We start from the raw sequence: 23816 nt of genomic DNA, 5'->3' as shown, positions 1-23816 counted from the left end.
TTTACCAAGAGGTATTCATGCCCTGGATAGCAGGACAACAATTACAAAATGGCAAATATGTAATTGAGCGAGTCCTGGGACAAGGTGGATTTGGGATTACTTACAAAGCATTGCAAGTTGAGCTAAATCGTCCAGTTGTTATTAAAACACCCAATGAATTTCTCAGCCATGATCCAGAATACGACAGATATGTAGAACGATTTATCAAAGAAGGGCAAATATTAGCACGCCTATCTCAAGGTTCCCATCCTCACATTGTGGGAGTGATTGACCTGTTTCGAGAAGGCGCAACTCACTGCTTGGTAATGGACTTTGTACCAGGAGAAAACTTGTTTGAGGCGGTAAAGCGCAGAGGAGCTTTACCAGAAGCCGAGATTTTGCCTTGTATCTGTCAAATTGGGGAAGCTTTAACAGTGGTGCATAAAGCCGAACTGGTACACAGAGATGCACACCCAGGAAACATTATGTTGCGGAGTGATGGTAGAGCCGTTTTAATAGACTTTGGCATTGCTAAAGGAATTGAGCCTCAAACTTTGAGTACAACAAGTAAGGCAGGTAATCAGGGATTTGCGCCCTATGAACAGATGACTAGGGGTAGTCGAGAGCCAACAGTTGATATTTACTGTCTTGCTGCCACACTTTATTATGCAGTGACAGGTCAACCCCCAACAACTTCTCTAGCTCGCAAGCTTGATAATACTTTTCTTATACCGCCCAAACAATATAACCGAGCCATCAGTGAGCGATTAAATCGAGCAATACTCAAGGGTATGGCATTGGAGTCAAAAGATCGCCCTCAGTCTATGCAAGCATGGTTGACAATGTTAAAAGCACCAAAAGCAACACCTCCGCCTTTTGTTGAATCATTCTATAAAAGAGAATTTGTTCGTCCTAAAGTCAAGGTAAACTCAAAACCCACACCACCTAGAATTATTCCTTGGGGCTGGTTGATAGGTGTAATGTTAAGTTACCTATTAGTAGGCTACTCATTAGTTGCGTCTAACGCTCCGATCTGGGTTTGGGTTGTGGCTGTGTCTGTGGCTGTGGCTGTGGCTGTGGCTTGGGTTTGGGCTGTGGCTGGTGCTGTGGCTGGGGCTTGGGCTGTGGCTGGGGCTTGGGCTGGTACTTGGGCTGGGGCTTGGGCTTTTGCTTTTGCTTTTGCTTTGGCTTTGGCTTTGGTAGGAGAGAAATTACGAGAATCTTTTAGCCAGTTTCATACTTTTTTAATTTTGGTTGCTACTTCCTTTATTGGCTTGGGTTTGGGAGTGCTAGTACACCGAGTTTTTAACGGAGGGCTTCCTATACGTGCCTTGTGGTGATGATAAAGAACAGATAACAGAAAAGTAGTTTGGGTGGAGCGATAGCGCAACCCAACATCCAAAATTCCTGATATGGTTAGGTTTCACTTCGTTTCACCCAACCTAAACTCTCTCCAATACAGTCAAAAATGCGATCGCTAATCAACAGCATTATCTAATAAACATTCTGTCGTTAGGACACAAAGGTCTGTCGTTAGAACAAAAGGTTCTGTCGTTAAGACAAAAGGTTCTGTCTTTAGGACAAAAGGTTCTGTCTTTAGGACACAAGGTTCTGTCTTTAGGACAAAAGGTTCTGTCTTTAGGACACAAAGTTGTGATGTTATTACTCAATTAAGTCATATCTTGCACCCAGCGACTGAAGTCGCGGCTACACGGATAAAACCCGCCTGCGCGGGTTCAAAAACTTTGATTTTATCTTAGTCCGCGCAGGCGGACTTTGTTTTTATAGCCGCGAATTCCATTCGTCGGGGCTAAGTTCTACTTAGCTGAAATTGCTGAATATGCTTTTTATTTTAATACACTGAATAAATCCTGAAAATTTTTCTCATCCTTATTTAAATTCCTTTATAAACTGCGATTTAAACAGATTTAATTAGTTGCAAAAATATTTAAATAAGTGATTGACAAGTATAATTTTATACTTTAATATAAATAGCATGAGAAAGGCGATCGCCGTCCTGTCAAAGTCTGCAATCGCCTTTCTTCCAACACCTAATTAGGAGTCGATTATTATCATGGCACAAGAATATAAATTCGGTGATGATCAAAATTCTGCTCAAACACCACTAGAGCAATTTTTGAGAAGGGAAAATTTTGATGCACCTACTCCCAAAGCATCTAATCAACAGCCATTACCCAACAGAGAACCCATTAAACATTTGTTGATTGGTTCACCCAAAGCTGTCACCAGTACAATACATTATTTGCAGGCGATCGGTTATGCCGAGGTGGGCGATTGGAGTCCACTAATTCCAACTGACAACCCTGATCAAGTGATGAGTATTTTAATCCGTTACATTTTAGTTGCATAACTAACCACAACACCCCGGCTTTTTTTTCACAGTCGGGGTGATTTTCAAATATTCAGCAACAATATGAGTCACAATTAAAACATCTTATAGTGAGGTAGATTATGGGAAAAGAAGAACAATTACTTGAAAGCTGGCGAGAACTCACACCCGAAAAGCAGCAAATGGTTTTAGAGTTTGTTGAAACCCTAAAATCCCAATCAAAAACAACAGCAATCAATAAAGAATATATTCCACAAACCCCTTTAGCCAAGAAATTGTGGGAAATTCGTCAACAAGCGATCGCCTCTGGAATAAAATTACTTAACGAAGCAGAAATTGAACAAGAGCTTGCTGAACGTCGGGGTGGATACAGTGAGTCGTAAGAAAACTTACATCGATTCTGGAGTTCTGATCACTGCTTTTAGGGGAGTTGAATCTATCAGTATTCGAGCAAATAGCATGAAAATCGAGAATTTGTATCGAGTCAATTTGTCAAGTTAGAAGTACTCCCCAAAGCAATTTATAACCAACAGCAAACCGAAACAGACTTCTACGAAACCTTCTTCAATGCTGTTAGTGATTGGGTGATAGACTTGGAGCGAATCACAAAAGATGCTCATCAACTAGCCTGTATTTACAGTTTAGCGGCGATGGATGCACTTCATGTTTCTGCTGCTCTTTGGCTCAAAGCTGATGAACTAATTACTACTGAAAAACCAACCAAGCCAATGCACCGAGTTAAAGCTATCCAAATTATCTCGATTTGATTCCAATAAACCTAAATTCCGATTGAGAAATTAAAGGAAAAGCGATCGCACTCTCCGGTAAAGTAAGAAATGCGATCGCTCATCAACAGCATTATTAAAAACTAGTTAACTTCCTTGTCCCTTATGTCCATGTGTCGGACATGGAGGTGCAGATATTGATTTATCTAACCAACCTACAGCTTGTTCTAAACGGGGAAGGGCTTCTTCTGGCTGATTTTTGAGGAGATATACCAGCGCCGCCGCTACTTGTTCACTAGCACGAGAATTGCGGTTAGACTTGAGGCGATGCCAATCGTTAGGAGAGATGGTGAGTCTTTCCATGAGGGCTTGTGCTAGTTCTTGAGTGCTGAGTTCTTGAGTGCTGAGTGCTGAGTGCTGAGTATTAAGAGATTCCATATCTATAAATTTGGGGATTAATTAGTAACTTTCAACTATTGGCATTAGATTAATCTTAATTTACTACCAGTCAATGAAGCCGCCTAAAAAATCACATAATCCTTCAGCCGAAGAAAATCAAGAGCCGGATTTTGAGCAAGAATTAGCCCAAGTAGAGCGATCGCTCATTTTAATTAAAGAACGATACACTCAAGTTAAGCAGGATCAACAGCAAAAGGCAGAATGGCAACAACGTCAACAAGAACTAAGAGACAATAAACCCCAAACGCCAGAAATCAAAGCTGAGTTGCAACAAATTCAAAAGCAGTTGGATTTGCTAGAAATCAATTTAGAAAGTCGGTTATTTTCTTGGCGTAGCTTGAAAAAACCTTTCTGGCAAGCCGTCCGCTTTGGTGGAATGGGCGTTATCATAGGCTGGATATTAAAATCCTGTGCTGGGTAAATATGGTAAATAGACGAGTTGCAGAAATATTGCGAAGTGGTCAACCTGATGAGTCTCTTGTAGTTCAAGGCTGGGTAAGAACAAAGCGTGACTTGAAAGGATTTGCCTTTATTGAAGTCAATGATGGTTCATCACTAGCGAATTTGCAAGTTGTCATCAATCAAGATTTGCCAGACTATGAGGCGATTTTGAAAAGACTGAATACAGGTGCGTCGGTGGAAGTTAACGGTGTATTGGTAGCTTCTCAAGGGAAAGGACAGCGTATTGAATTAAAAGCCGAGGCGGTGAAAGTCTACGGTGAAGCTGATCCCGAAACTTATCCATTGCAAAAGAAACGCCACTCTTTTGAATTTTTACGCACAATTGGACATTTGCGATCGCGTACAAATTCCTTTGGTGCAGTGTTCCGCGTCAGAAACGCCTGTTCCACAGCCATTCACCAATTTTTTCAAGAACGCGGCTTTTTATGGGTACACACCCCCATTATTACCGCCAGTGATTGCGAAGGTGCAGGTGAATTATTTAGCGTCACCAGTTTCGATCTCAAAAATGTTCCCCGCACTGACAACCAAGCTATAGATTACACTCAAGACTTTTTTGCTAAACCCACATATTTAACAGTTAGTGGACAGTTAGAAGCCGAAGTTATGGCGATGGCGTTTTCCAACGTCTACACCTTCGGCCCCACCTTCCGCGCCGAAAATTCTAACACCTCTCGCCATCTTGCAGAATTTTGGATGGTCGAGCCAGAAATGGCATTTTGTGACTTAGAAGGTGATATGGATTTAGCCGAGGCATTTCTCAAACATATTTTTAATTATGTATTAGAAAAATGCCCAGAAGATATGCAGTTTTTCAATGAACGCATTGATAATACAGTTTTAGCCACAGCCGAAAATATAGTTAACAATCAATTTGAACGTCTGACTTATACAGATGCCATCAAATTATTAGAAAAAGCTGATGTTAAATTTGATTATCCTGTAAGTTGGGGCTTAGACTTACAATCAGAACATGAGCGTTATCTGGCAGAACAATTATTTAAAAAGCCTGTAATTGTCACAGATTATCCCGCGCAAATCAAAGCATTCTATATGCGGTTGAATGACGATGAAAAAACCGTCCGCGCAATGGATATTCTCGCACCCAAAATTGGGGAAATTATTGGCGGTTCCCAAAGAGAAGAACGTTTAGATGTGCTGGAACGTCGGGTAATAGCCCAAGGAATGAAACTCGAAGATTTATGGTGGTATTTAGACTTGCGCCGTTTTGGGACTGTACCTCATGCGGGTTTCGGCTTGGGTTTTGAAAGACTCGTGCAGTTTATGACAGGTATGGGAAATATTCGTGATGTGATTCCATTCCCCCGCACACCACAAAATGCTGAATTTTAGTCAGGGATAGAAAGGAAGGTGTGGGGAGTGTGGGGAGTGTGGGGGGAAAGATTTCTTCACTATCTTCCCACCCCTCCCACACCCCTAGATTTCTCTCTTGTGAGAAATCTAGGTTACACCCTCACACCTCTTTTAATCACCTTTAACCTGTAACCTTCTTAATTACAATTAACTGCGGAAGCCGAGGTTACTTTTGTTAAATCACTAGTAAATATGGCGGTATATTTATAAGGTGATGCACCAGCGCAAGTCATAGAATTTTTATCAGCACGCCGTGGATTAGACCATGAGTCTGCTAGTACTTTTAAGGTGGTGCCGTTCCATGATAAGTTAGTAATTATTAAAGAATTACTTTTACCATCATTTGGTTTTTTAGCAGTGACAAATGTCGCAGATAAAACGCTACCGTTGCTCGGATTAATCCTGGCGATAACTGCTACTTTTGCACCGCCACCACTACCATAAGAAGATAGCCAACCTTTCTTAGCAAAGCGACGAAAATCGTTACCGCTCTGGCTACCAGTTGAAGAGAAAATGCCATATAAAACGTTATTGCCATCCCATAACAACCCATAGCCTGTACCATCATCAATAGTGGTTTCGTAGTCACTGCGACACCATTTTTTCACACCATTATCAAAGCGAACGATGCGGGGGTCTTTGTTGAGAGATGTTACTTGTTGATAACCAATGTAGATAGTTTTTGCACCTATTGATATTTTCGGCCCGTTTTTCGCTTTGATGCTGGCTTCACTGTCATTGCAGGTAAATGCTACACTTTTGCCAAAAGATGGCCTAATACTCGTTTGAGCAACAACTTGAGGATGGACTAAATCAATTCCTAATACTGCAAATAAACATAAAAATGCTAGAGATTTGGGTAATTGGTGGCGCTTAGTCATGATTTCTTAGTAGGGAACCCTGTCAAAGACGACACCTTAACACAAATTTTTCTCAGCGCCAATTTCGTAATAGATAAATCATGGGTGCATAGGGATAAGAGTATAGGTGTGTAAGCTAGTAGAAAGCTTATTTTGATACACAATTTGGCTCTTGAGTAGGAAAATAGTCACATTTTCACATTTCTGCTATATAGCTGTAACAAAAGTGTAATAAACCCTGTCTACATTAGTAATAGATTCAAAATAACCTTTCAGACGGCAATGCAAAATCAAATACCAGACGGAAATAACCCATTAAATAGCACTTCAGATGCCAAATACCGTAAACCAGCACCTTGGAGAAAGGCGGCGGCTTCTCTATCATTGGTGTTGCTAGGTTCTGGTATGACCTTAGCTGGTGGTTATCTGGCTAACCATCAGTCGCAGGTGTCGCAAAGTGCATCGAATTTGGCATTAAGTCGGGTGAATGCTGCACCGCCAATTGTTGCGGGTACAGATCCTAATTTTGTGACTCAGGTAGTGCAGAAGGTAGGGCCAGCCGTGGTACGAATTAATTCTTCTCGCACCGTCAGAAGTCAAATACCAGAGGAATTCAACGACCCATTTTTCCGCCGCTTTTTTGGTTCACAACTACCAGAAAGCCAAGAAAGAGTAGAGCGTGGTACTGGTTCTGGCTTTATTATCAGTGGTGATGGTCAAATCCTCACCAATGCTCACGTTGTTGATGGTGCAGATACAGTGACAGTCATCCTTAAAGATGGGCGGAGTTTACAAGGTAAAGTTTTAGGCAAAGATGAATTAACAGATGTTGCGGTTGTCAAAATTCAAGCCAACAATTTGCCGACTGTCACCGTGGGTAACTCTGACCAATTGCAACCAGGAGAATGGGCGATCGCAATTGGTAATCCTTTAGGATTAGATAATACAGTCACCACAGGCATCATCAGCGCCACCGGACGCAGCAGCAACCAAATTGGCGCATCTGATAAGCGAGTAGATTTTATTCAAACTGATGCAGCAATTAATCCTGGGAACTCTGGCGGGCCATTACTCAATGCCCGTGGTGAAGTAATTGCCATGAATACAGCTATTATTCAAGGAGCGCAAGGTATAGGTTTTGCTATTCCCATTGCGACAGCACAACGTATTGCTAACCAATTAATTTCTACAGGTAAAGTCCAGCATCCTTATCTTGGCATTCAGATGATTGGGTTAACACCACAACTCAAACAAAATATCAATTCTGACCCCAATAGTGGTTTGAGTATTAATGAAGATAAAGGTGTCTTAGTTGTGAAAGTTATGCCTAATTCACCCGCCGCCAAAGCCGGGTTACGTGCAGGTGATGTCATCCAAAAGATTGAAGGTAGCACTGTCACAGAAGCCGAGAGTGTCCAGAAAGCCGTTGATAAAAGCCAAATCGGTGCAGATTTGCGCTTAGAGTTACGCCGTAATGGACAAACACTCAATTTATCTGTCCGTCCCGGTAGTTTCCCCACTCAAGTGCAATGATGAGTGCTGAGTATAGGGTATATGGAAATACAGTTCATTTGAGGCAACAACTTAGACTGGTGTAGGTTGGGTGGAGGAACGGAACCCAACATTCACGCATACTTTGTTGGGTTACGCTATCGCTACACCCAACCTACTATTCTCTTAACTGTATTAGTTTATAGCAATAGTATGGGCGAACAGCTGTTCGCCCACATACACCCGCACTCTCACAAATTAACGGAAGAACAAATATCTTCCACCTATGATTAATAAAAAGATGCCATACAGCTTCTTCATGGTTTCACTGCTAATAAATGGCTGATTGGCAAATAAAGCACCAAAGAGATTTCCTACTACTAAACCAAGAGCAATCATGACTGCATATTTGATGTTAATGTTACCGCTACGGTAGTAAACTGCTGCGCCTAAAATACCTATGGGTAAGATTTGGGCGGCTATGGATGTACCTGTGGCAAATTTTTGGTCTAGCCCCACTAGTAGTACCATTGCTGGAACCATAATTGCACCACCGCCGATACCAAACATCCCACCAGCAACACCAGCCGCTAAACCAATGAGCAGCATTTGTACAAGAATATTAGACATACAAAATGTTTGTTGTTGACTTACAGAATTAAGAATACAGAAGTCAGAAGTCAGAATTTTACCTATAGTACAATACAGTTCAGTTAAGGTAACAATCTAAACTGGTGTAGGTTGGGTGGAGGAACGGAACCCAACATTCACGCATACTTTGTTGGGTTACGCTATCGCTACACCCAACCTACTATTCTCTTAACTGAACCGTATTGACCTATAGTAGAGGACAAGTGACGGGTGATATCTCTGAACTTCTTCACGATTCTGACTTACTGGATTGTGAGTTCTTAATTCTGGCTTACAAACTCATTTTAGGTGAGAAGATTGATTTGGGTAACATCCCGTGAACGCCTTTATGGGGACTGTTCACAACTTGGGTGATGCGAAAATTGACAGCTAAACTACACAAAATATATGCTTCCTCTGCTGATAAATTGGCGAAATCTTGTAGAAAAGCAATCATATTTTTTAAAGCTTGTTCTAAAGCTGCGTCTAAGGTTTCAGCAAAACCCATTGTGATGATGTCTGTTGGGGTTTCGGCGATGGGTGTTGTGAGTGATAAATCTTTGCGGAGTATGAGAGAAATTCTCCCGTTCATGGAAGTTTCAATGGCTGTAACATTTACTTCTCCATCTCCTTGGGCAGAATGTCCATCACCCATAGAAAATAATGCCCCAGGGACGTAAATCGGTAAAAATAACCGTGAACCTGCTTGGAGTTCGCGGTTATCGATGTTACCGCCATAATTGCCGGGGGGAATGGAATTGCGATCGCTTTGCGGTGTCGCCACACCTAAAATCCCAAAAAAGGGTGTAAGCGGAATTTTAATGCCCCTGTTAGCGGGAAATTCGGCGATATTATTAGCTAAATCTAGGGGAATGAATCTTAGTGCAGGTTGGGTAAATTGCTGTGGTAAAGCTCCCCAGCCTGTACGAATAGCATTAAAACCCACTGGTAAACTTGGGGCGATCGCTTCTAATCTTACTTCTAAAACATCCCCTGGTTCAGCATCCCGCACATAAATTGGCCCAGTGAGTAAATGCGGCCCCCCAGCAATTTTGCGTTCGGCTGGCAAATTTTGGCAGATATCCACAAATTCTGGAGTGAGAAATTCTGGGGGTGCTTTGTCGTAAATGTAGTAACCAGTGAAGGTTTCGACATCAACAGTGTCGCCAGAATTAATCATGAGTGCTGGTTTTAATAAATGGGAGAACCCACCAAGATGCACTGTTTCTGTGGTGGCTTTTAAGATGTGATGCGTCATAAAAAAGAGTCAGAAGACAGAATTCAGAATACTCCACCCATAAAGGAATGGAGTTTTAAATCAAAGAAGAAAGTTTTATTTTGATTTCGCCCACGTTCGCGGTAGCGTCCCGCAGGGAGGGACGAGGTTTTCCACCAATATTCATCACCCAGTCATACAGAATTCATCCTGGAGATTACTGTGGGATAAGACTTTATATAAATTTCAGTGTTTTTTCTCTCAAAAATCCGAAAAACCATTAGTTAGCTTTGAAACTGATAGTAATCAAACTTTAGGACTGATTATGAATAGCTTTTATCAGGTACACAATAAGTCTTTTGCTTTAATTTTAGCAACAGCTTCACTACTGTCTGGAGTTGCAGGTATATCTTCATCTGTGAGTGCTGCACAATTAGAATCTACTCCCGTTTCAACAGTTAATAGTCAGAAAATTGCCCAAGCATCTAATTGTCCTCGTTATGCAGGTGGCGGAAGATTAGAAGCTTATATTGAAACTACTAATTTTTATATTCATATTTGCAATAAAAAAGGCAATCTGTTTTACACTGGGATTTCTAAGTCAACGGGTAAAGGTATCCGTTCTCTCCGTGCTTACTCCGAAGAAGGTACAGGATATGTAGCTCGAAATAATAACTATGAATATGTAGTTAATGGTGCAGGCCTTGATATTGTCAAAAATGGTCGGGTGATTCAAACAGACCGAGTTCTTAAATATGTAAGCGGATACTAAAAGTCAATATGCAAATTCCTGGCGTAACAGCTTAGGATAGAGATCCAAGTTTCAACTCGTAAGTCTCTCCCTATGTCTGTTACGCCATCCATTTCTCAAGTTGACTCACCCGCTACGGAAAAATTAGCAATTCCTCCCTTACTCGGTGCTTCGGTTAGCGAGTTAACTGCTTGGGTACAGCAGCAGGGACAGCCGGCTTACCGGGGTAAACAGTTACATGATTGGATTTATCATCAGCAGGTGCGATCGCTTGCTGATATTTCCGTTTTTCCCAAACAATGGCGTACAGAAATTGCAGATATCCCTATTGGTCGTTCTACCATCCATTACCGCAAAGTTGCCCCAGATGGTACAGTCAAATATCTACTGCAACTAGCTGATGGACAGATTATTGAAACTGTAGGTATTCCCGCCGATAAGCGATTAACTGTCTGTGTTTCTACTCAAGTGGGTTGTCCGATGGCTTGTGATTTCTGTGCGACTGGTAAAGGTGGCTATAAGCGCAACCTCGCCCGTCACGAAATCGTTGATCAGGTGTTAACTGTCCAAGAGGATTTTCAAGAACGAGTTAGCAATGTGGTGTTCATGGGTATGGGTGAACCGTTGCTAAATACAGATAATGTCTTAGCCGCCTTGACATCCTTAAATCAAGATGTAGGTATTGGACAACGGATGCTAACTGTTTCGACAGTGGGAATCCGTGATCGCATTCGTCAATTCGCCCAACATCATTTGCAAATTACCCTGGCGGTGAGTCTCCACGCCCCTAACCAAGCCCTCAGAGAACAACTCATTCCCAGCGCCCGCCCCTATCATTTAGCAGATTTATTGGCGGAATGTCGGGAATATGTAGCAATTACAGGCCGTCGTATGACTTTTGAATATATCTTGTTGGCTGGTGTCAACGATTTACCAGAACACGCCTTAGAACTAGCACAACATCTGCGGGGCTTCCAAAGTCATGTTAATTTGATTCCCTATAACCCAATTCAAGAAGTGGATTATCAACGCCCTAGCCGCGATCGCATTCAAGCTTTTGTTAACATTCTTCAACAACAAAAAATTGCTGTAAGTGTACGTTATTCTCGCGGTTTAGAAGCTGATGCTGCTTGTGGACAATTGAGAATGAATAAAAAGTAAATTGAAGTCTGAAGTATGAAATTAACTTACTCATACTTCATTTTTTTGCCTTTTTACTTTTTATCTTTTACTTAGTTGAATTCCAGGGGCGTAAGCTTCAATTACTTTACCAGTACGGGTGCAACTAATCATCAAGTAATCACAACTTGAGCATTGTGTCCGTGTTAATTCACTATCTGAAATGTAATAACGCTCTGCTTTACTACCACAATTTGGGCAGTAAATCTTGTGTACTATCTGCATTTTTTAACCCCTGGAGATAACTAAATTTTTGTTTTTGAACTGTTAATCTTAACTTCGATGTTGGGTTTAACCAACCTAACAAATAGCCAGAAGATTTGTTGGTAATCTTAAGAAAGATTTTAGCTAATAAACCTTTACAATACTTTTATTGATTATCTTAATCTGTAGGTGATTTTATCATCTCACTTTAGATATATAAATTCACTTAGAACTGGTTTTTACTTAGAGATGAGATGATCCCTGTGATTAAAACTTTGAGAGAGCTTGATTTTACGTCATTATAAATTTATTACATTGCTATTTATGTATTCAAAAGTCAATCACTAAGGATTACTGTATATTTGGTAACAAAATCCTAATTTTAAACATTGCTTAATTTTTATTAGAGGGTATAGATATTGCAGAATCCCCCAAATCCTACTCCTTGGTCTGATAGATAGAGCAGAAATTGAGAATGAAACTCTCATCACCTTAACTGAACCGTATTTTCTTATAATTGGGGGAAGGCTGATACCATGATGAATTGTGAGCAGTCTTCTAACTCAGCACTTAGCACTTTCAACTCAGCACTTTTCATTTCAAAGGTAGTTTAATACTAAAGGTAGAACCTTGTCCTTCGCCCAGACTGATAGCTTGGATTGTTCCACCGTGCAGTTCTATTAAATAACGAGCGATCGCTAACCCCAAGCCTAAACCGCCTTGTTTGTGAGTCCGATCATCTTGGCGGTAGCGTTCAAATACATAAGGCAAAAATTCTGGGCTAATTCCAATACCTGTATCAGTCACAGTTATTTCAATATGAGATTCTTGACGCAATAGTTTGACATCTATACTTCCGCCGTTTGGGGTGAATTTAATGGCATTGGAGAGTAAATTGCCGAAAACTTGCAGCAAGCGATCGCCATCTCCAGTTATTGTAGATATGGACTGATCAATCACAGATTCTAGATGAATGTTTTTCGCCTGGGCGCTGGGGTAAGCAGTCTGAATAGCTTGACTGACGATTGTGCCTAAATGAACTTGTCTCAACTCTAGTTGTAACTTGCCTCGCAGAATCCGAGACATATTCAGCAAGTCTTCTAAAAGTTTTGCCTGAGATTGGGCATTGCGTTCAATTGTTTCGAGGGCGTGGTTGATATTTTCTGGACTCAACTTTCTAGTCCGCAGTAATTGTGTCCAACCTAAAATGGAATTCAAAGGCGATCGTAAATCATGGGATACCATCGCCACAAACTCATCTTTTGCACGGTTAGCAGCTTCCGCTTCCGCACGGGCGGCTTGTTCTAATTGCAACAATCGCTGACGTTCTGCTTCTACAAGTTTGCGTTGAGTGAGATCCAGCACAAAGCAAACACTATAACCTCTCTGATCTGTATCATCAATTCGCGCAATTCCGACCAGCACCGACACACGCTTACCATCTTTGCGAAAATATTCCTTCTCAAAAGGAACACAAACACCAGAAGTATGCAATTCTTCTACTTTTTGCTGATCAAGAAAGAGATATTCTGATGGAGTTAAAGTATCCCAACGCAGATTTCCGGCGATTAATTCTGCACGACTGTAGTCTAACAATTCTAAAAAAGCATCATTAGCTTCATAAATCAGACCACTAAAATCACCAAAATAAATGCCAATGACATTTGACTCGACAATTCTACGAAACTTGGTTTCACTTTTTTGCAGTGCAACTTCATGATGTTTGCGAGCAGTAATATCATAAGCTGTGCCGACAATTTGACGTGGCGAACCATCTTCATTTCTGGTGAATACCGTATCTCGACTGTAAAACCAACACCATTGGCCATTTGCATGACGCATCCGGTATTCAAATTCCAAAATTTCGTTATCTTGAATTGTGGCAACTTTTTGCAGATGTAAAAAGAATAAAGGCAAATCATCGGGATACATTGTCTGTATCAAGAATTCCTTCCCCAAATCTTGAACTTGCTGGGAAGTATAACCAAGCAATCTATTAACTTGACCATTCAGATACAAATTGCGCTGTTCTAGCAAATCATAAACATACAAAATTCCTGGGGTTGTTTCCGCAATGCGTTCGATAAACTGCTGACTTTCGCGCAAGCGTGCTTCACTTTGCTGTAGTTCTTGACGCAATTTGACTTGTGCGACTGCTGAGTGAATGGTTGAATGCAAACGTCCGGCTGTTGTTTGTCCTTTGACTAAATAATCATGAACCCCACTTTTCATCGCTTGAACAGCAATGGCTTCATTACCATACCCAGTCAACATCACCACGGCTGGAACTGGTTTAGCTAGTTTTGGCAATTCTGCCAAAAATTCTAGCCCATCCATATCTGGCAATAAAAAATCTAATAAAATGCAGTCTGTAGGGAATTGGCGATATACTTCTAAGGCTTTCTCTCCTGATGCTGATTCGAGAATATTGTAATTATATTCCTGGTCTTGCAGCAGATAGCGACGATAAGCCTCACGGTCTTCAGGGGAATCATCAATAATTAAAATGGTAAGCGGTTGCACCATGACTAGTTGCTTGCAGCATCAGGGAAAATCAAAATATCTAACCAATGAGTGATAAATATTTCAAATCTTTATACCTATCGGTGGATATCAATTGGTGAAAAATATAGGGATTCACACAATATCGATAGCATATTGTATCTCTTTTGGATGAGAAACAGCAGTCAAGATAATTGTTGCATTGGTATTATTTTGATAATTTTGATTAACCTCAGTGTATTACAGTAAGAAGCCGTATTATTATTTACATTTGCTTAATTAGAAGATCAGCGATAAGTCATAACATCAAAATTGAAAATCTTTGTGTCATTGGATGCGAGGAAAATTACTTACTCCCAGCCTTTATAGATAATGTCAAAAATTAACTCAGTTTACTCTTAGCCTGTCTTATTGATTTTAAAGTTTGTAGTTGGGCTTTAGCCTAATTACCAACAAATCTGCACCTTAGTCTCTGTCTACAAAAGTAGATTCAGAAATCAAATCTAATTTCTATATATCTTAAGAGATAAGACTTAAGTTAGAGGATAATTCAGCTTAATCATCTGTTATATTAAACAGGATATTGATGAGAATATTATTTATTTTATCTGTAAATAATTATTCACAAAAATTAATTGATATGGTAAACAAAATAGCCAGCAAGTAAAAGGTATTAAATACTAATTATCGTGGAAAACATCAGGTTTTTAGGTAAAATCTGCTGTGAAAGCAGTAAAATTGTTAATAGTATATTCGCTGAGGAAAAACAAAAATTTCACTTGGAAAAATCAGCATTTTTCAACGTAAATGGAGATTGTATGGAAGCTCCTCTACCGCTTGCTGGCTTAAATGTTTTGGTAGTTGACGATGATGATGATAGTCGTTTTTACGTCACTACCGTGTTAGAAACAGATGGAGCCAATGTTGTTGCAGTAACATCAGCCGCAGCTGCACTAGAAGCATTAATGACGCTACAGCCAGAAGTTTTGGTATGTGATATTGCTATGCCGGAGGAAGATGGTTATACATTGATCCGCAAAGTACGATCGCTCAAACCAGACCAAGGAGGAAGAATCCCAGCGATCGCTTTAACCGCCTACGGTGATACAGAAGACCGTATCCGCGCCTTAGAAGCAGGTTTTCAAACTCATGTTGCAAAGCCAGTTGACCCAAATGAACTAGTGGCGATTGTAGTTAAGTCGGTAACTAAGTGTGAAAATTATTAGGAGAGAGGTTAGTACAACAAGGCAAAAGTCAAAAGGAAAAAGGAAAAAGAAAGAATAGTCATACCACAAACCTTTTAGCAACTCTAGATGGTCATCGAGCGTGGTCGAAGTGTGGTCTGTTTATTTACGCCGACCTGTACTAAAGGCTAAAGGCTAGAGGTGATAGGTAATATATCTCTCCCTTGTCTCCCACATCCCCCACATCCCCCTAACTAAAACTAATCTGTTCCGATTTATACTCTGGTGGTTCGACGTGAATTAATATCCTCACAGGATGAAAGCGTTCTTCTAAGAGTCTTTCTACATTTTCTGTGACGCGGTGTGCAGTTGCTACATCTGGTGCATCTACAATCAAGTGCATTTCGATGAAAACTTGCCTACCTAAAATCCCTCTCGAAGCAATATCATGACAGTTTATTACTCCTGGTACAGAAGTGGCGATTTCATGGATTGCTTCTGGTGCGATCGCCATTTGATCTACCAGCCAAGGTAAATTAGCTTGTAACACTGACCAGCCACTCCAAAACACCAGCAAAGCCACAGGAAACGCCAACACTATATCTAACCATTGAAAACCCAGCCAAACCCCGATTAAACCAAAAATTACCGAAATCGTTACCCAAATATCGCTCATCGTGTGCATTGCATCAGCAATTAAAATTGGGCTACCTACACGCTGACCAACTCTTCGTTCATAAAATGCCACAAAAATATTTACGCCCAAAACTATTAGTAATAACCACAACTCAGGCGGTGAAATTCTCACAGGTTCACCACCTTTTATAATCCGCTCAATTGCTCCTTGAAGAATTTCAAAGCAAGCTATCCCTAAAAATGCTGCAATTCCTAAAGCTCCCACCGCTTCAAATTTTTGGTGTCCGTAAGGATGTTCACGGTCAGGATGTGGCGAAGAAAATTTACTAGCAAATAATCCTAAAACATTATTGGCACTGTCTGTCACACTATGCAAAGCATCAGCTAATAAGCTTAAAGAACCAGTCCAATAACCCACAACAGCCTTTAACCCCATCACGAATAAATTTAGCAGCAGGGTAATTATTAAAACCTTTCTAACAGTCCGGCGATTATCGTAAGTCATAGATATTTTTTAACAGTAAGTTCTATGACTTATAAGTGTAAAACTCAAAATGTTAATTAGGTAAAATAACTTTTTGCTTGTTTAGAATTATTGTCTATATACCCTATAATATTTTGTCGTAGTTGTTGCGATTAATTACACTTAATTTCTGCCATAAGCTTAGTATTATTAATGCCTCAACTTTTATCATCAGCGACTTATTATCATTAATTTCTGCAAAAAATTCATTAATTTTCTTTTTAAATGAATACTCCAGTCAGTTCACACCATCGGGTCACAATTAAATCTGTATACAAAGACTTATCCAAACCATAGCTACCTAAAGCAAAACCATCGTTCCACTCAATCAGGGCAGTAACACCATCTGACAAAACACCAAAGTCAATCCCGTAAGCAGCAGTTCCTTCACCAGAAACGTTTAACAACTGCACTGCTTCTGTAATCACGCTTAAATCAACTGCTACAGATGAATTTCCCCAGTAATGTTTAATTCCCACAATCTCACCGCGAATCACAAAAACCCGATACTCTGACAACCACTCAACAACCTCAGAACAATATACAGGTGTACGGTGAGATGTTCCTTGCAAATACATTAAATCGCTGGGTGAGGCAAATACATGACCTGTAAATTGCTTTTTGCGATTTTGAGGTTTAGCAAATATGGGTGCATGATCATCATAAATTCGCTGAATAATCTGCCCAACTGTGCTTCGCCAAATTTGCCGATGCAGAAATGCTTGTAAACACTGGGGATAATCAGTGAGATTTGGCAAATCTATACCTAGCTGTCGTAATGCGCCCAATACTACTGGGATATAACCAGCAACTAATGTGTCAGTAGCCAATGGTAGCTGTCGCCTGTGTAGACGTTTTTCGGTAAAAGTTTCAACCGGAATTCCTCGGTGATTTAACTCCGCCAATAAATCAGCCATTTCCGGTTCCATTCGTCCATTACCCTTTTCTTGGATAAATGCTTTCTGAATCATCTTGACCTTTGGTAGAGATGCCCCAGTCTAGACGAACTCTTCCGGTACTATTAAGTAAGTATCAAACAAATTTAATCAAGCCCATGTCTTCAACTCCTCTGACATTAAATTTAGTTGAAGGTTCTGTATCCTTCAGTTTTTCACCCCAAGCCGCACGAGAATTAAAAGCGGCGATTGATCAATTAATGGCAAGTCTGAAAGCTGTTGCGGCTAAACCTGCGGCTGGTGGTAAAGTCACCCCCCAACCGCCTTTGGAATATCGTTACACTGGTGAGGTATTTTTAGAAATTTTCTGTAATCCTAATATCTGGCCGACTCCCTTTGCTGCTAAAGTTTTGTTGACAGTGCGAGATGTCACCATTCGCTTAACTACGGAAGCTGAACTCACTCGCCTCATTGAAGACATTAACCAATATTTAGAACAAGTTGGGTAAACGGGTAAGCTAATCGTCATTTAAGTTGCACCATGTTCATGGTAATAAAAGCTGCAAACCCTCTCCCCTGCTCCCTGCTCCCTGCCCCCCTGCGGCCTCAATGTGCAAATTAAATGCTTAACAGCTTACTAAATTGAAAGTGCTGAGTGCTGAGTAAAAATACTAATGACCAGCAGAATGGGTGCATAAACTCAAATCAAACATTTTCGCGGGAGGTATTAACTAGCTAAATAGCCTCTGATTTTATCTTTGTGTCGGCGAAGAGTGCTTAAAGCTTGCGATTCGATTTGCCTGACTCGTTCTCGACTAATACCCATCTGTGTGCCAATCTCAGATAAAGATAGGGTATTTCCGCCTGTCAAGCCAAATCTTAAGGTTAATATTTCGCGTTGCTGAGGAGTTAATTTTAATAATAAATCTTGGATATTTTGTTTGAGAAAACTTTGGTCAGCGTATGATTCAGGAGAGATGCCTTCATCTTCTAGCATACTAGATAATTCTGTATCTCTTTCGGGGCCGACTCGTAATTCTAAAGACAAAGGTTGGCGTGCTAACAGTAGATAATCTCTAATTTGTTGTGGTTCTAAAGATAATTCTTGGGCGATGTCAACGGTGGAAGGAGTACGACCTAATTTTTGTGCTAGTTCCCGTTGAGTGCGTTTAATTTTATTGAGTTTTTCTGTAATATGAATAGGTAAGCGGATAGTGCGTGCTTGTTCTGCGATCGCTCTTGTGATTGCCTGACGAATCCACCAATAAGCATAAGTTGAAAATTTGTATCCCCTTTGAGGTTCAAACTTCTCAACACCTCTTTCTAAACCTAAGCTTCCTTCTTGAATTAAGTCCAAAAAATCTAAATTGCGTTTTTGATATTTCTTGGCGATCGAAACAACTAGCCGCAGATTAGCCCTGATCATTTTTTCCTTGGCTTGATATCCTTGCTTGAGTTGTTGCAATAGTTCTGATTCACTCAGATGGACATATTCTGCCCATTCTAATTGTGTTGATTGGCGTTGTAACTGCACAGTTAGTTTTTCTTTAGCAGCCAGTAAATTCATCATTTGTTGGACTTGCTGACCAAATTTTATTTCTTGTTCATGACTTAATAAAGGGATACGTCCAATTTCATGCAGATAGCTACGTACCAAATCAGCTTGAGACAATGATTTTCTGTTTGTGTTGCTGACTTCAATCGATTTATCAGATAGGTATTTCATTTTTTTTATCATCCCGATAATAATTTCTGGATTGAGCAGAAAATGATTAGCGTTCTAAATATCAAAGGTTAAGTATTCGCTAAAATTTATCCCGCGATAACTAGATACACTTTTCTATTTAAGAATTAACTTTTCTTAATGTAAGAGCTTGATGTGACAGAGACTTGTCAAAGATTTGAAAAAATTATGTCTATGGAAAAATGATATCAGGTTTATTTGAAATATGAATAAAAGAGACAAGGGAGATAAGGTAGACAAGGTAGAGAGATGTTTATAAATTATTTAGGATTGCTACATAAGTATAAGTCGATAAAAATAAACCAAAAAAACTATATTACGAAGCGTAAATATTCGTGAAACTCTTACCAATGACAAATGACAGCCCTCACTAGTTATCTTAAATTGCACCGACCTACTTAACTAAAAAATAATCAGTATAAATGAAGTTTAAAAAGTTCGGAAAAGTATTTAAAATTGCTATAAGCTTTCAGTAATTAGACTGAATTCAGTATAAATTGGTAAACAAAAGTGAATCTCCCTTTAATTACTCGTGCTGAGGCACATAACGATAAACCAGCGATTATTGCAGATACAGGAGTATTTACATATCATGATTTGCTGCAAGCTTCGGGTCAAATAGCGGCAAATCTATTACAAAATACAGTAGATTTACAAGAACAACGAATTGCTTTTCTCATCCCTCCAGGGTTTGAGTATGTAGCGACGCAATGGGGGATTTGGCGGGCTGGTGGGATAGCTGTACCATTGTGTATTTCGCACCCAAGACCAGAATTAGAATATGTAATTACAACTTCTGGTGCATCGATTATTATTGCCCATCCGCAGTATAAGGATATAATGCGATCGCTCGCTACAGAACACAATCTCAGATTTATCCTGACTTCGGAAGCACCACCAAATCATATTGTTAGTCTGCCAGAAGTAGAAATTACTCGACGTGCGTTAATTCTCTACACCAGTGGTACAACAGGTAAACCAAAGGGTGTGGTGACAACCCATCAAAACATTCAAGCGCAAGTTACAAGTTTAATTACAGCTTGGGAATGGACATCAAGCGATCGCATTTTACACGTACTCCCACTACATCATCTTCATGGCATTATCAACGTCCTCACCTGTGCTTTGTGGGCTGGCGCAGAATGCTATATGTTAAGCAAATTCGATGCAGAAGTTGTCTGGAATCGCATTTGTGACGGGGACTTAACTTTATTTATGGCAGTCCCGACAATTTATGTAAAATTAATCGCCGCTTGGGAAATCGCCACTGCTGAACACCAACAAAGAATGACCGCAGGTTGTAAAAAAATGCGCCTGATGGTTTCTGGTTCCGCCGCCTTACCAGTGCAGGTTTTAGAAAAATGGCAAAATATCAGTGGTCATTTTCTCCTAGAACGCTATGGAATGACTGAAATCGGGATGGCATTGTCAAATTCTTTACACGGTCAACGTTATGCAGGTTATGTTGGCCAGCCTTTAAAGCAAGTAGAAGTTAGATTAGTTGATGAAAGTGGAGAACCAGTACCACTAGGAACACCAGGCGAAATTCAAGTTAAAAGCCCTAGCGTGTTTTTAGAATACTGGCAAAATCCCCAAGCAACCGCCAAAACCTTTAAAGACGGCTGGTTTTGTACAGGAGATTTAGCTGTAGTGGAGAACGGTAATTACCGCATTCTCGGCAGAATGAGTGTAGATATTATTAAAACTGGGGGCTATAAAGTATCTGCTTTAGAAATTGAAGAAGTGTTAAGAAATCATCCAGATATCCAAGAATGTGCAGTGGTGGGAGTTGCTGATCCTGAGTGGGGTGAGAGAGTTTGTGCGGCGTTAGTATTACATCCCCAACGCCAGTTAACATTAGAATCATTTCGGAGTTGGGCAAAAGAGCAATTAGCAGTTTATAAAGTGCCAACTAAAATACTCACAGTTGCAGAGTTACCCCGCAACGCGATGGGGAAAGTTACTAAGCCGGCAGTAGTTGAGTTATTTCGTTGCATAATTGCAGGATGATTTAGCTCACGCAGAGGCGCAAAGGCGCAGAGAGAACAAGGAGTTTGAAATCCGGTCTGATCAAATTTCATCCAATGATTCAGCAACGCCTAAAAATACGATCGCTCAAACTCTCATTCTCCGCGCCTCTGCGTCTCTGCGTGAGTAAACAATCATAGTCTTCATTCCTTAACGCGCACGTTGGGAGGACACCAAAACAAATTTTTGCTAGAAATACCCAAAGATTCTAAAATTCCGCGCATAATTTCTGTGCAGTACATCCAATGTTCCAAGTCATCATACATCCGGTCGGGATTAAACTCGGCATTGTAATGCAGCACATTGGGAATATCTAAAAACTCATCAGAGTCTTGGGGCGAAAGCAGCAAAAGTTGAAATGGTTTACCTTGGCAGTGTTTTTCTAGTTTGCTGACTAAATCTAACACGCCATTGCGATCGCAAATGCCAGTGCGAACAAAAAGTGCTTGGTCGCAATTTTCAATTGTGTACCAAAATCGTTGAGAACGTGCTGTATAGCGTGACCGCATCCGTTCATATACAGGAGACATATCATGTACAGGGTTGTCTGTGGCTTCAACTTCATGGGCAAAAGATAAACCAGACCATTTGCTATGGTAAATTCTCCCTGCTTCTGGACTGTAATCTAGCAAGCTGGGATTCCACATATCATCAAAACGATTTTCGATGATATCTGCGATGTCTGCAATCTTGGTAGTGCGGGTCAAGTCAAAGGGAAAAGCCGGGCCATCATATTCCATTTTGTATAACATCATCCGCACCGCACAGCGATCGCCCAATGGCACAATTGCTACGCGACTAATGTCTGATAATTGACATTGATATTGAAATAACACCGCCGACTGTGAGGGAATTTTCACCCGACTTTCCAGACCGTCTTTACCAATCATCATTGTGCGGAAGGGAATTTCAGGGTGTAATGGGTCTTCGTAAACACCTGCTGGTACAGCTTTTAGTGCTTGCCGTACTTCTTTCCACATGGGATGGATGTTATATTCATGGTCTGATTCATTAATTAGCCAGAGGTGACGTTCATCTTTTTGCAAGATTCCCAGATGCCCATCATAAAACAAAACTTGGGAGTCATTCGGGGCGAATAAGTTGAAAGATGCTGTATATTCTAAATCAGAGCCGGATGGTATTTCTACAGTTGTAGCGATCGCGCCATCTTCCTGTACAGCAAAAAATGGCAGTGTTCCCGGCTGAGGATTTTTGGCAACATAAATACCTGGAAGCAACTTGGCTTTGCTTTGCAGAACTGTTTGGAGTTCTTGCCAGTAAGGCGCAATGGTGTAATTGTGGGGTGATGGATTACTAATTCGGAGACTTTTTTCTTCGATGTAGGCACAAACATAAAATCCCGCATGATCAAGATAAATCGGGATTTCGTTGGGTTGCCAGAAATGGGGGTTCTCTTTTGCTAATTTGGCTTTGTCGATATCAAATAATTGTAGGTCAATGGCTTCAAACATCAAGTGATGACCGAAGGTGTTGGGATGCGCCGGGTCAAAAGATATCCCCTCCCGCCAGCGTCCCTGGCCATTATCTAATCCAGGCAACCAATTCAAAATCGGCACGCCCCAATTTAAAATTCTGTTGTGGGTATCTTTTAACAGCCAGTAATGCTCAGAAGAATAATTGTTATGAGGATAAACCCCCCCTAAAACTGGCAACGCGCCTAGTTTGCGCGTCATTTTCACCAACTGCTGCAAACCGCTTTCAAACCGCCTTTGTACTGCCCGCCGTTCGTGGGGCGCACAATCAGCCAATCCTTCGTTACCTAAAGATAAGGCAATAATTACGACATCAGGTTGTTCTGGTGTAACTACTGAAGCAAAGCGGGCGATCGTTCTACTGACATTGGCTCCCACTTCCGCTACATTAACTACTCTATGCCCATATTTTTGTTGTAAAGCTTCCTCTAGCAGACTAACCCAACCTTTCAATAACCAAGCTTTATGACCCAAAGCCACAGAACTACCAATCACTACTATTTTTAAACTGTCAGAATCTGCTGTGAATACTTGTTTAGTAGTTGTTGGCTGTTCAGGGTAGCCGAAGGGATACGGCTGTAAATAACCGAATGCCCCATCATCCACAATAATAGTACTGAAATGCTCATGATTAATTGGTATCCAACGATTCCACCCAAAAGCTTCCCATTCCCCATAATCACTAGCATTAAAACGCACATACTTATATTCAACTTTCTGATCATTGCCCGCATTTAAAGATGGCTGAATGTCAACTTCATCTGTCCACCATAAAGGATAGCGATCGCCACTGGTGCGGAGGCGAACACATCTAGTAATATCCCACGATCCCAACTCGGAAGTAGAACCAACCAGCCCAATGGATTCACCAGTTTGGGTATATGCACTAACCTGGAAGCGATACATAAGATTTTTTGTGAATTCTTAGAATAAAATGCAACTGGAAAGGTTGAATCCTCCAGATGCTTTGACAGTATCACATACTACATCTAAAGTCTGTATTCCAAGAACCTTGAGTGCAATCTCATCTAAATAATAAGACCTCCTGCATTTAGCAACTTATACTAAGTTGCGTTCAGAAATAGTATTCCTACTCCCCACTCCCTACTCCCAGCCCAAATGACTATCTT

The 23816-nt window shown here is 40.6% G+C and carries 22 protein-coding genes; 12 read left to right on the top strand and 10 right to left on the bottom strand.

The genetic code is table 11. The features are described 5' to 3' along the window. Window positions 1-17 precede the first annotated feature (17 nt). From H6G74_RS05015 to H6G74_RS31715, 4 genes are all read left to right on the top strand, one after another. Window positions 18-1319, top strand: coding sequence for a serine/threonine protein kinase (locus tag H6G74_RS05015; protein ID WP_190966627.1), 1302 nt, complete (start codon window positions 18-20; stop codon window positions 1317-1319). 731 nt (window positions 1320-2050) lie between these two features. Then, entirely contained in the window at window positions 2051-2350 is a 300-nt protein-coding gene (locus tag H6G74_RS05010) for a hypothetical protein (protein WP_390849035.1), read from the top strand. Window positions 2351-2451: 101 nt separating this feature from the next. Further along, window positions 2452-2712 carry a hypothetical protein gene (locus H6G74_RS05005; protein WP_190966625.1) on the top strand — a complete coding sequence of 87 codons (261 nt, stop codon included), beginning with the start codon at window positions 2452-2454 and terminating at the stop codon, window positions 2710-2712. A gap of 210 nt (window positions 2713-2922) precedes the next feature. Next, entirely contained in the window at window positions 2923-3096 is a 174-nt protein-coding gene (locus H6G74_RS31715) for a hypothetical protein (protein WP_313888452.1), read from the top strand. Between the two features lie 105 nt (window positions 3097-3201). Here the strand turns inward: H6G74_RS31715 and H6G74_RS04995 are convergent, their stop codons facing one another. Beyond that, window positions 3202-3492, bottom strand: coding sequence for a DUF6439 family protein (locus H6G74_RS04995; protein WP_190966624.1), 291 nt, complete (start codon window positions 3490-3492; stop codon window positions 3202-3204). Window positions 3493-3565: 73 nt separating this feature from the next. Between H6G74_RS04995 and H6G74_RS04990 the strand changes: the two genes are divergently transcribed. Together H6G74_RS04990 and asnS are read left to right on the top strand one after the other, a co-directional pair. Then, window positions 3566-3934, top strand: coding sequence for a hypothetical protein (locus tag H6G74_RS04990; protein ID WP_062293227.1), 369 nt, complete (start codon window positions 3566-3568; stop codon window positions 3932-3934). Window positions 3935-3936: 2 nt separating this feature from the next. After that, the gene (gene asnS, locus H6G74_RS04985; protein WP_190966623.1) at window positions 3937-5328 is read left to right on the top strand and encodes an asparagine--tRNA ligase; all 1392 of its coding nucleotides are present in this window, start codon (window positions 3937-3939) and stop codon (window positions 5326-5328) included. 158 nt (window positions 5329-5486) lie between these two features. On the opposite strand, the gene H6G74_RS04980 is transcribed toward asnS, so the two are convergent. Further along, entirely contained in the window at window positions 5487-6230 is a 744-nt protein-coding gene (locus H6G74_RS04980) for a hypothetical protein (RefSeq protein ID WP_190966622.1), read from the bottom strand. Window positions 6231-6491: 261 nt separating this feature from the next. Between H6G74_RS04980 and H6G74_RS04975 the strand changes: the two genes are divergently transcribed. Next, window positions 6492-7742, top strand: a complete 1251-nt coding sequence (locus tag H6G74_RS04975; RefSeq protein ID WP_190966621.1) for an HhoA/HhoB/HtrA family serine endopeptidase — start codon at window positions 6492-6494, stop codon at window positions 7740-7742. A 216-nt stretch (window positions 7743-7958) separates the two neighbouring features. Here the strand turns inward: H6G74_RS04975 and H6G74_RS04970 are convergent, their stop codons facing one another. Together H6G74_RS04970 and H6G74_RS04965 are read right to left on the bottom strand one after the other, a co-directional pair. Next, window positions 7959-8330 carry a sulfite exporter TauE/SafE family protein gene (locus H6G74_RS04970; protein ID WP_062293231.1) on the bottom strand — a complete coding sequence of 124 codons (372 nt, stop codon included), beginning with the start codon at window positions 8328-8330 and terminating at the stop codon, window positions 7959-7961. A gap of 292 nt (window positions 8331-8622) precedes the next feature. Next, on the bottom strand, window positions 8623-9588 hold the full coding sequence (locus H6G74_RS04965) for an acetamidase/formamidase family protein (protein WP_190966620.1): 966 nt from the start codon (window positions 9586-9588) through the stop codon (window positions 8623-8625). Window positions 9589-9871: 283 nt separating this feature from the next. On the opposite strand from H6G74_RS04965, the gene H6G74_RS04960 reads away from it, so the two are divergent. Then, the gene (locus tag H6G74_RS04960; protein WP_190966619.1) at window positions 9872-10318 is read left to right on the top strand and encodes a hypothetical protein; all 447 of its coding nucleotides are present in this window, start codon (window positions 9872-9874) and stop codon (window positions 10316-10318) included. A 72-nt stretch (window positions 10319-10390) separates the two neighbouring features. After that, on the top strand, window positions 10391-11458 hold the full coding sequence (gene rlmN / locus H6G74_RS04955; protein WP_190966618.1) for a 23S rRNA (adenine(2503)-C(2))-methyltransferase RlmN: 1068 nt from the start codon (window positions 10391-10393) through the stop codon (window positions 11456-11458). 60 nt (window positions 11459-11518) lie between these two features. On the opposite strand, the gene H6G74_RS31050 is transcribed toward rlmN, so the two are convergent. Further along, a complete protein-coding gene (locus H6G74_RS31050) occupies window positions 11519-11701 on the bottom strand; it encodes a replication restart DNA helicase PriA (protein ID WP_242049169.1) in 183 nt (60 codons plus the stop codon). 573 nt (window positions 11702-12274) lie between these two features. Continuing rightward, on the bottom strand, window positions 12275-14206 hold the full coding sequence (locus tag H6G74_RS04950; protein WP_190966617.1) for a hybrid sensor histidine kinase/response regulator: 1932 nt from the start codon (window positions 14204-14206) through the stop codon (window positions 12275-12277). 794 nt (window positions 14207-15000) lie between these two features. Here H6G74_RS04950 and H6G74_RS04945 point away from each other — a divergent pair. Further along, complete coding sequence (locus H6G74_RS04945) at window positions 15001-15408, top strand: response regulator (RefSeq protein WP_190966616.1); 408 nt, start codon at window positions 15001-15003, stop codon at window positions 15406-15408. Between the two features lie 208 nt (window positions 15409-15616). Here H6G74_RS04945 and H6G74_RS04940 read toward each other — a convergent pair whose 3' ends face one another. Together H6G74_RS04940 and H6G74_RS04935 are read right to left on the bottom strand one after the other, a co-directional pair. Further along, window positions 15617-16507, bottom strand: a complete 891-nt coding sequence (locus tag H6G74_RS04940; protein ID WP_190966615.1) for a cation diffusion facilitator family transporter — start codon at window positions 16505-16507, stop codon at window positions 15617-15619. Between the two features lie 239 nt (window positions 16508-16746). Further along, window positions 16747-17496 carry an ATP-grasp domain-containing protein gene (locus H6G74_RS04935; protein WP_190871287.1) on the bottom strand — a complete coding sequence of 250 codons (750 nt, stop codon included), beginning with the start codon at window positions 17494-17496 and terminating at the stop codon, window positions 16747-16749. Window positions 17497-17579: 83 nt separating this feature from the next. Here H6G74_RS04935 and H6G74_RS04930 point away from each other — a divergent pair, with 83 nt between their 5' ends. Continuing rightward, window positions 17580-17930 carry a hypothetical protein gene (locus H6G74_RS04930; protein ID WP_190590318.1) on the top strand — a complete coding sequence of 117 codons (351 nt, stop codon included), beginning with the start codon at window positions 17580-17582 and terminating at the stop codon, window positions 17928-17930. A gap of 218 nt (window positions 17931-18148) precedes the next feature. Here H6G74_RS04930 and H6G74_RS04925 read toward each other — a convergent pair whose 3' ends face one another. Further along, window positions 18149-19147, bottom strand: coding sequence for an RNA polymerase sigma factor, RpoD/SigA family (locus H6G74_RS04925; RefSeq protein ID WP_190966614.1), 999 nt, complete (start codon window positions 19145-19147; stop codon window positions 18149-18151). Between the two features lie 528 nt (window positions 19148-19675). Here H6G74_RS04925 and H6G74_RS04920 point away from each other — a divergent pair. Then, window positions 19676-21175, top strand: coding sequence for an acyl-CoA synthetase (locus tag H6G74_RS04920; RefSeq protein ID WP_190966613.1), 1500 nt, complete (start codon window positions 19676-19678; stop codon window positions 21173-21175). 161 nt (window positions 21176-21336) lie between these two features. On the opposite strand, the gene H6G74_RS04915 is transcribed toward H6G74_RS04920, so the two are convergent. Then, window positions 21337-23592, bottom strand: a complete 2256-nt coding sequence (locus H6G74_RS04915; protein ID WP_190966612.1) for a DUF1796 family putative cysteine peptidase — start codon at window positions 23590-23592, stop codon at window positions 21337-21339. Window positions 23593-23816: the final 224 nt, after the last annotated feature.

Source organism: Nostoc spongiaeforme FACHB-130 (assembly GCF_014698475.1).
In the GTDB taxonomy this organism is placed as follows: Bacteria; Cyanobacteriota; Cyanobacteriia; order Cyanobacteriales; family Nostocaceae; genus Nostoc_B; species Nostoc_B spongiaeforme.
The sequence above is the reverse complement of the archived record's forward strand: the minus strand, read 5'-3'. Positions and strand labels throughout refer to the sequence as shown.

Coding starts and splice junctions, on each gene's coding strand:
- H6G74_RS05015 (WP_190966627.1), top strand. CDS start 18: ATGCCCTGGATAGCAGGACAACAATTACAAAATGGCAAATATGTAATT.
- H6G74_RS05005 (WP_190966625.1), top strand. CDS start 2,452: ATGGGAAAAGAAGAACAATTACTTGAAAGCTGGCGAGAACTCACACCC.
- H6G74_RS04995 (WP_190966624.1), bottom strand. CDS start 3,492: ATGGAATCTCTTAATACTCAGCACTCAGCACTCAGCACTCAAGAACTC.
- H6G74_RS04990 (WP_062293227.1), top strand. CDS start 3,566: ATGAAGCCGCCTAAAAAATCACATAATCCTTCAGCCGAAGAAAATCAA.
- asnS (WP_190966623.1), top strand. CDS start 3,937: ATGGTAAATAGACGAGTTGCAGAAATATTGCGAAGTGGTCAACCTGAT.
- H6G74_RS04980 (WP_190966622.1), bottom strand. CDS start 6,230: ATGACTAAGCGCCACCAATTACCCAAATCTCTAGCATTTTTATGTTTA.
- H6G74_RS04975 (WP_190966621.1), top strand. CDS start 6,492: ATGCAAAATCAAATACCAGACGGAAATAACCCATTAAATAGCACTTCA.
- H6G74_RS04970 (WP_062293231.1), bottom strand. CDS start 8,330: ATGTCTAATATTCTTGTACAAATGCTGCTCATTGGTTTAGCGGCTGGT.
- H6G74_RS04965 (WP_190966620.1), bottom strand. CDS start 9,588: ATGACGCATCACATCTTAAAAGCCACCACAGAAACAGTGCATCTTGGT.
- H6G74_RS04960 (WP_190966619.1), top strand. CDS start 9,872: ATGAATAGCTTTTATCAGGTACACAATAAGTCTTTTGCTTTAATTTTA.
- rlmN (WP_190966618.1), top strand. CDS start 10,391: ATGTCTGTTACGCCATCCATTTCTCAAGTTGACTCACCCGCTACGGAA.
- H6G74_RS31050 (WP_242049169.1), bottom strand. CDS start 11,701: ATGCAGATAGTACACAAGATTTACTGCCCAAATTGTGGTAGTAAAGCA.
- H6G74_RS04950 (WP_190966617.1), bottom strand. CDS start 14,206: ATGGTGCAACCGCTTACCATTTTAATTATTGATGATTCCCCTGAAGAC.
- H6G74_RS04945 (WP_190966616.1), top strand. CDS start 15,001: ATGGAAGCTCCTCTACCGCTTGCTGGCTTAAATGTTTTGGTAGTTGAC.
- H6G74_RS04940 (WP_190966615.1), bottom strand. CDS start 16,507: ATGACTTACGATAATCGCCGGACTGTTAGAAAGGTTTTAATAATTACC.
- H6G74_RS04935 (WP_190871287.1), bottom strand. CDS start 17,496: ATGATTCAGAAAGCATTTATCCAAGAAAAGGGTAATGGACGAATGGAA.
- H6G74_RS04930 (WP_190590318.1), top strand. CDS start 17,580: ATGTCTTCAACTCCTCTGACATTAAATTTAGTTGAAGGTTCTGTATCC.
- H6G74_RS04925 (WP_190966614.1), bottom strand. CDS start 19,147: ATGAAATACCTATCTGATAAATCGATTGAAGTCAGCAACACAAACAGA.
- H6G74_RS04915 (WP_190966612.1), bottom strand. CDS start 23,592: ATGTATCGCTTCCAGGTTAGTGCATATACCCAAACTGGTGAATCCATT.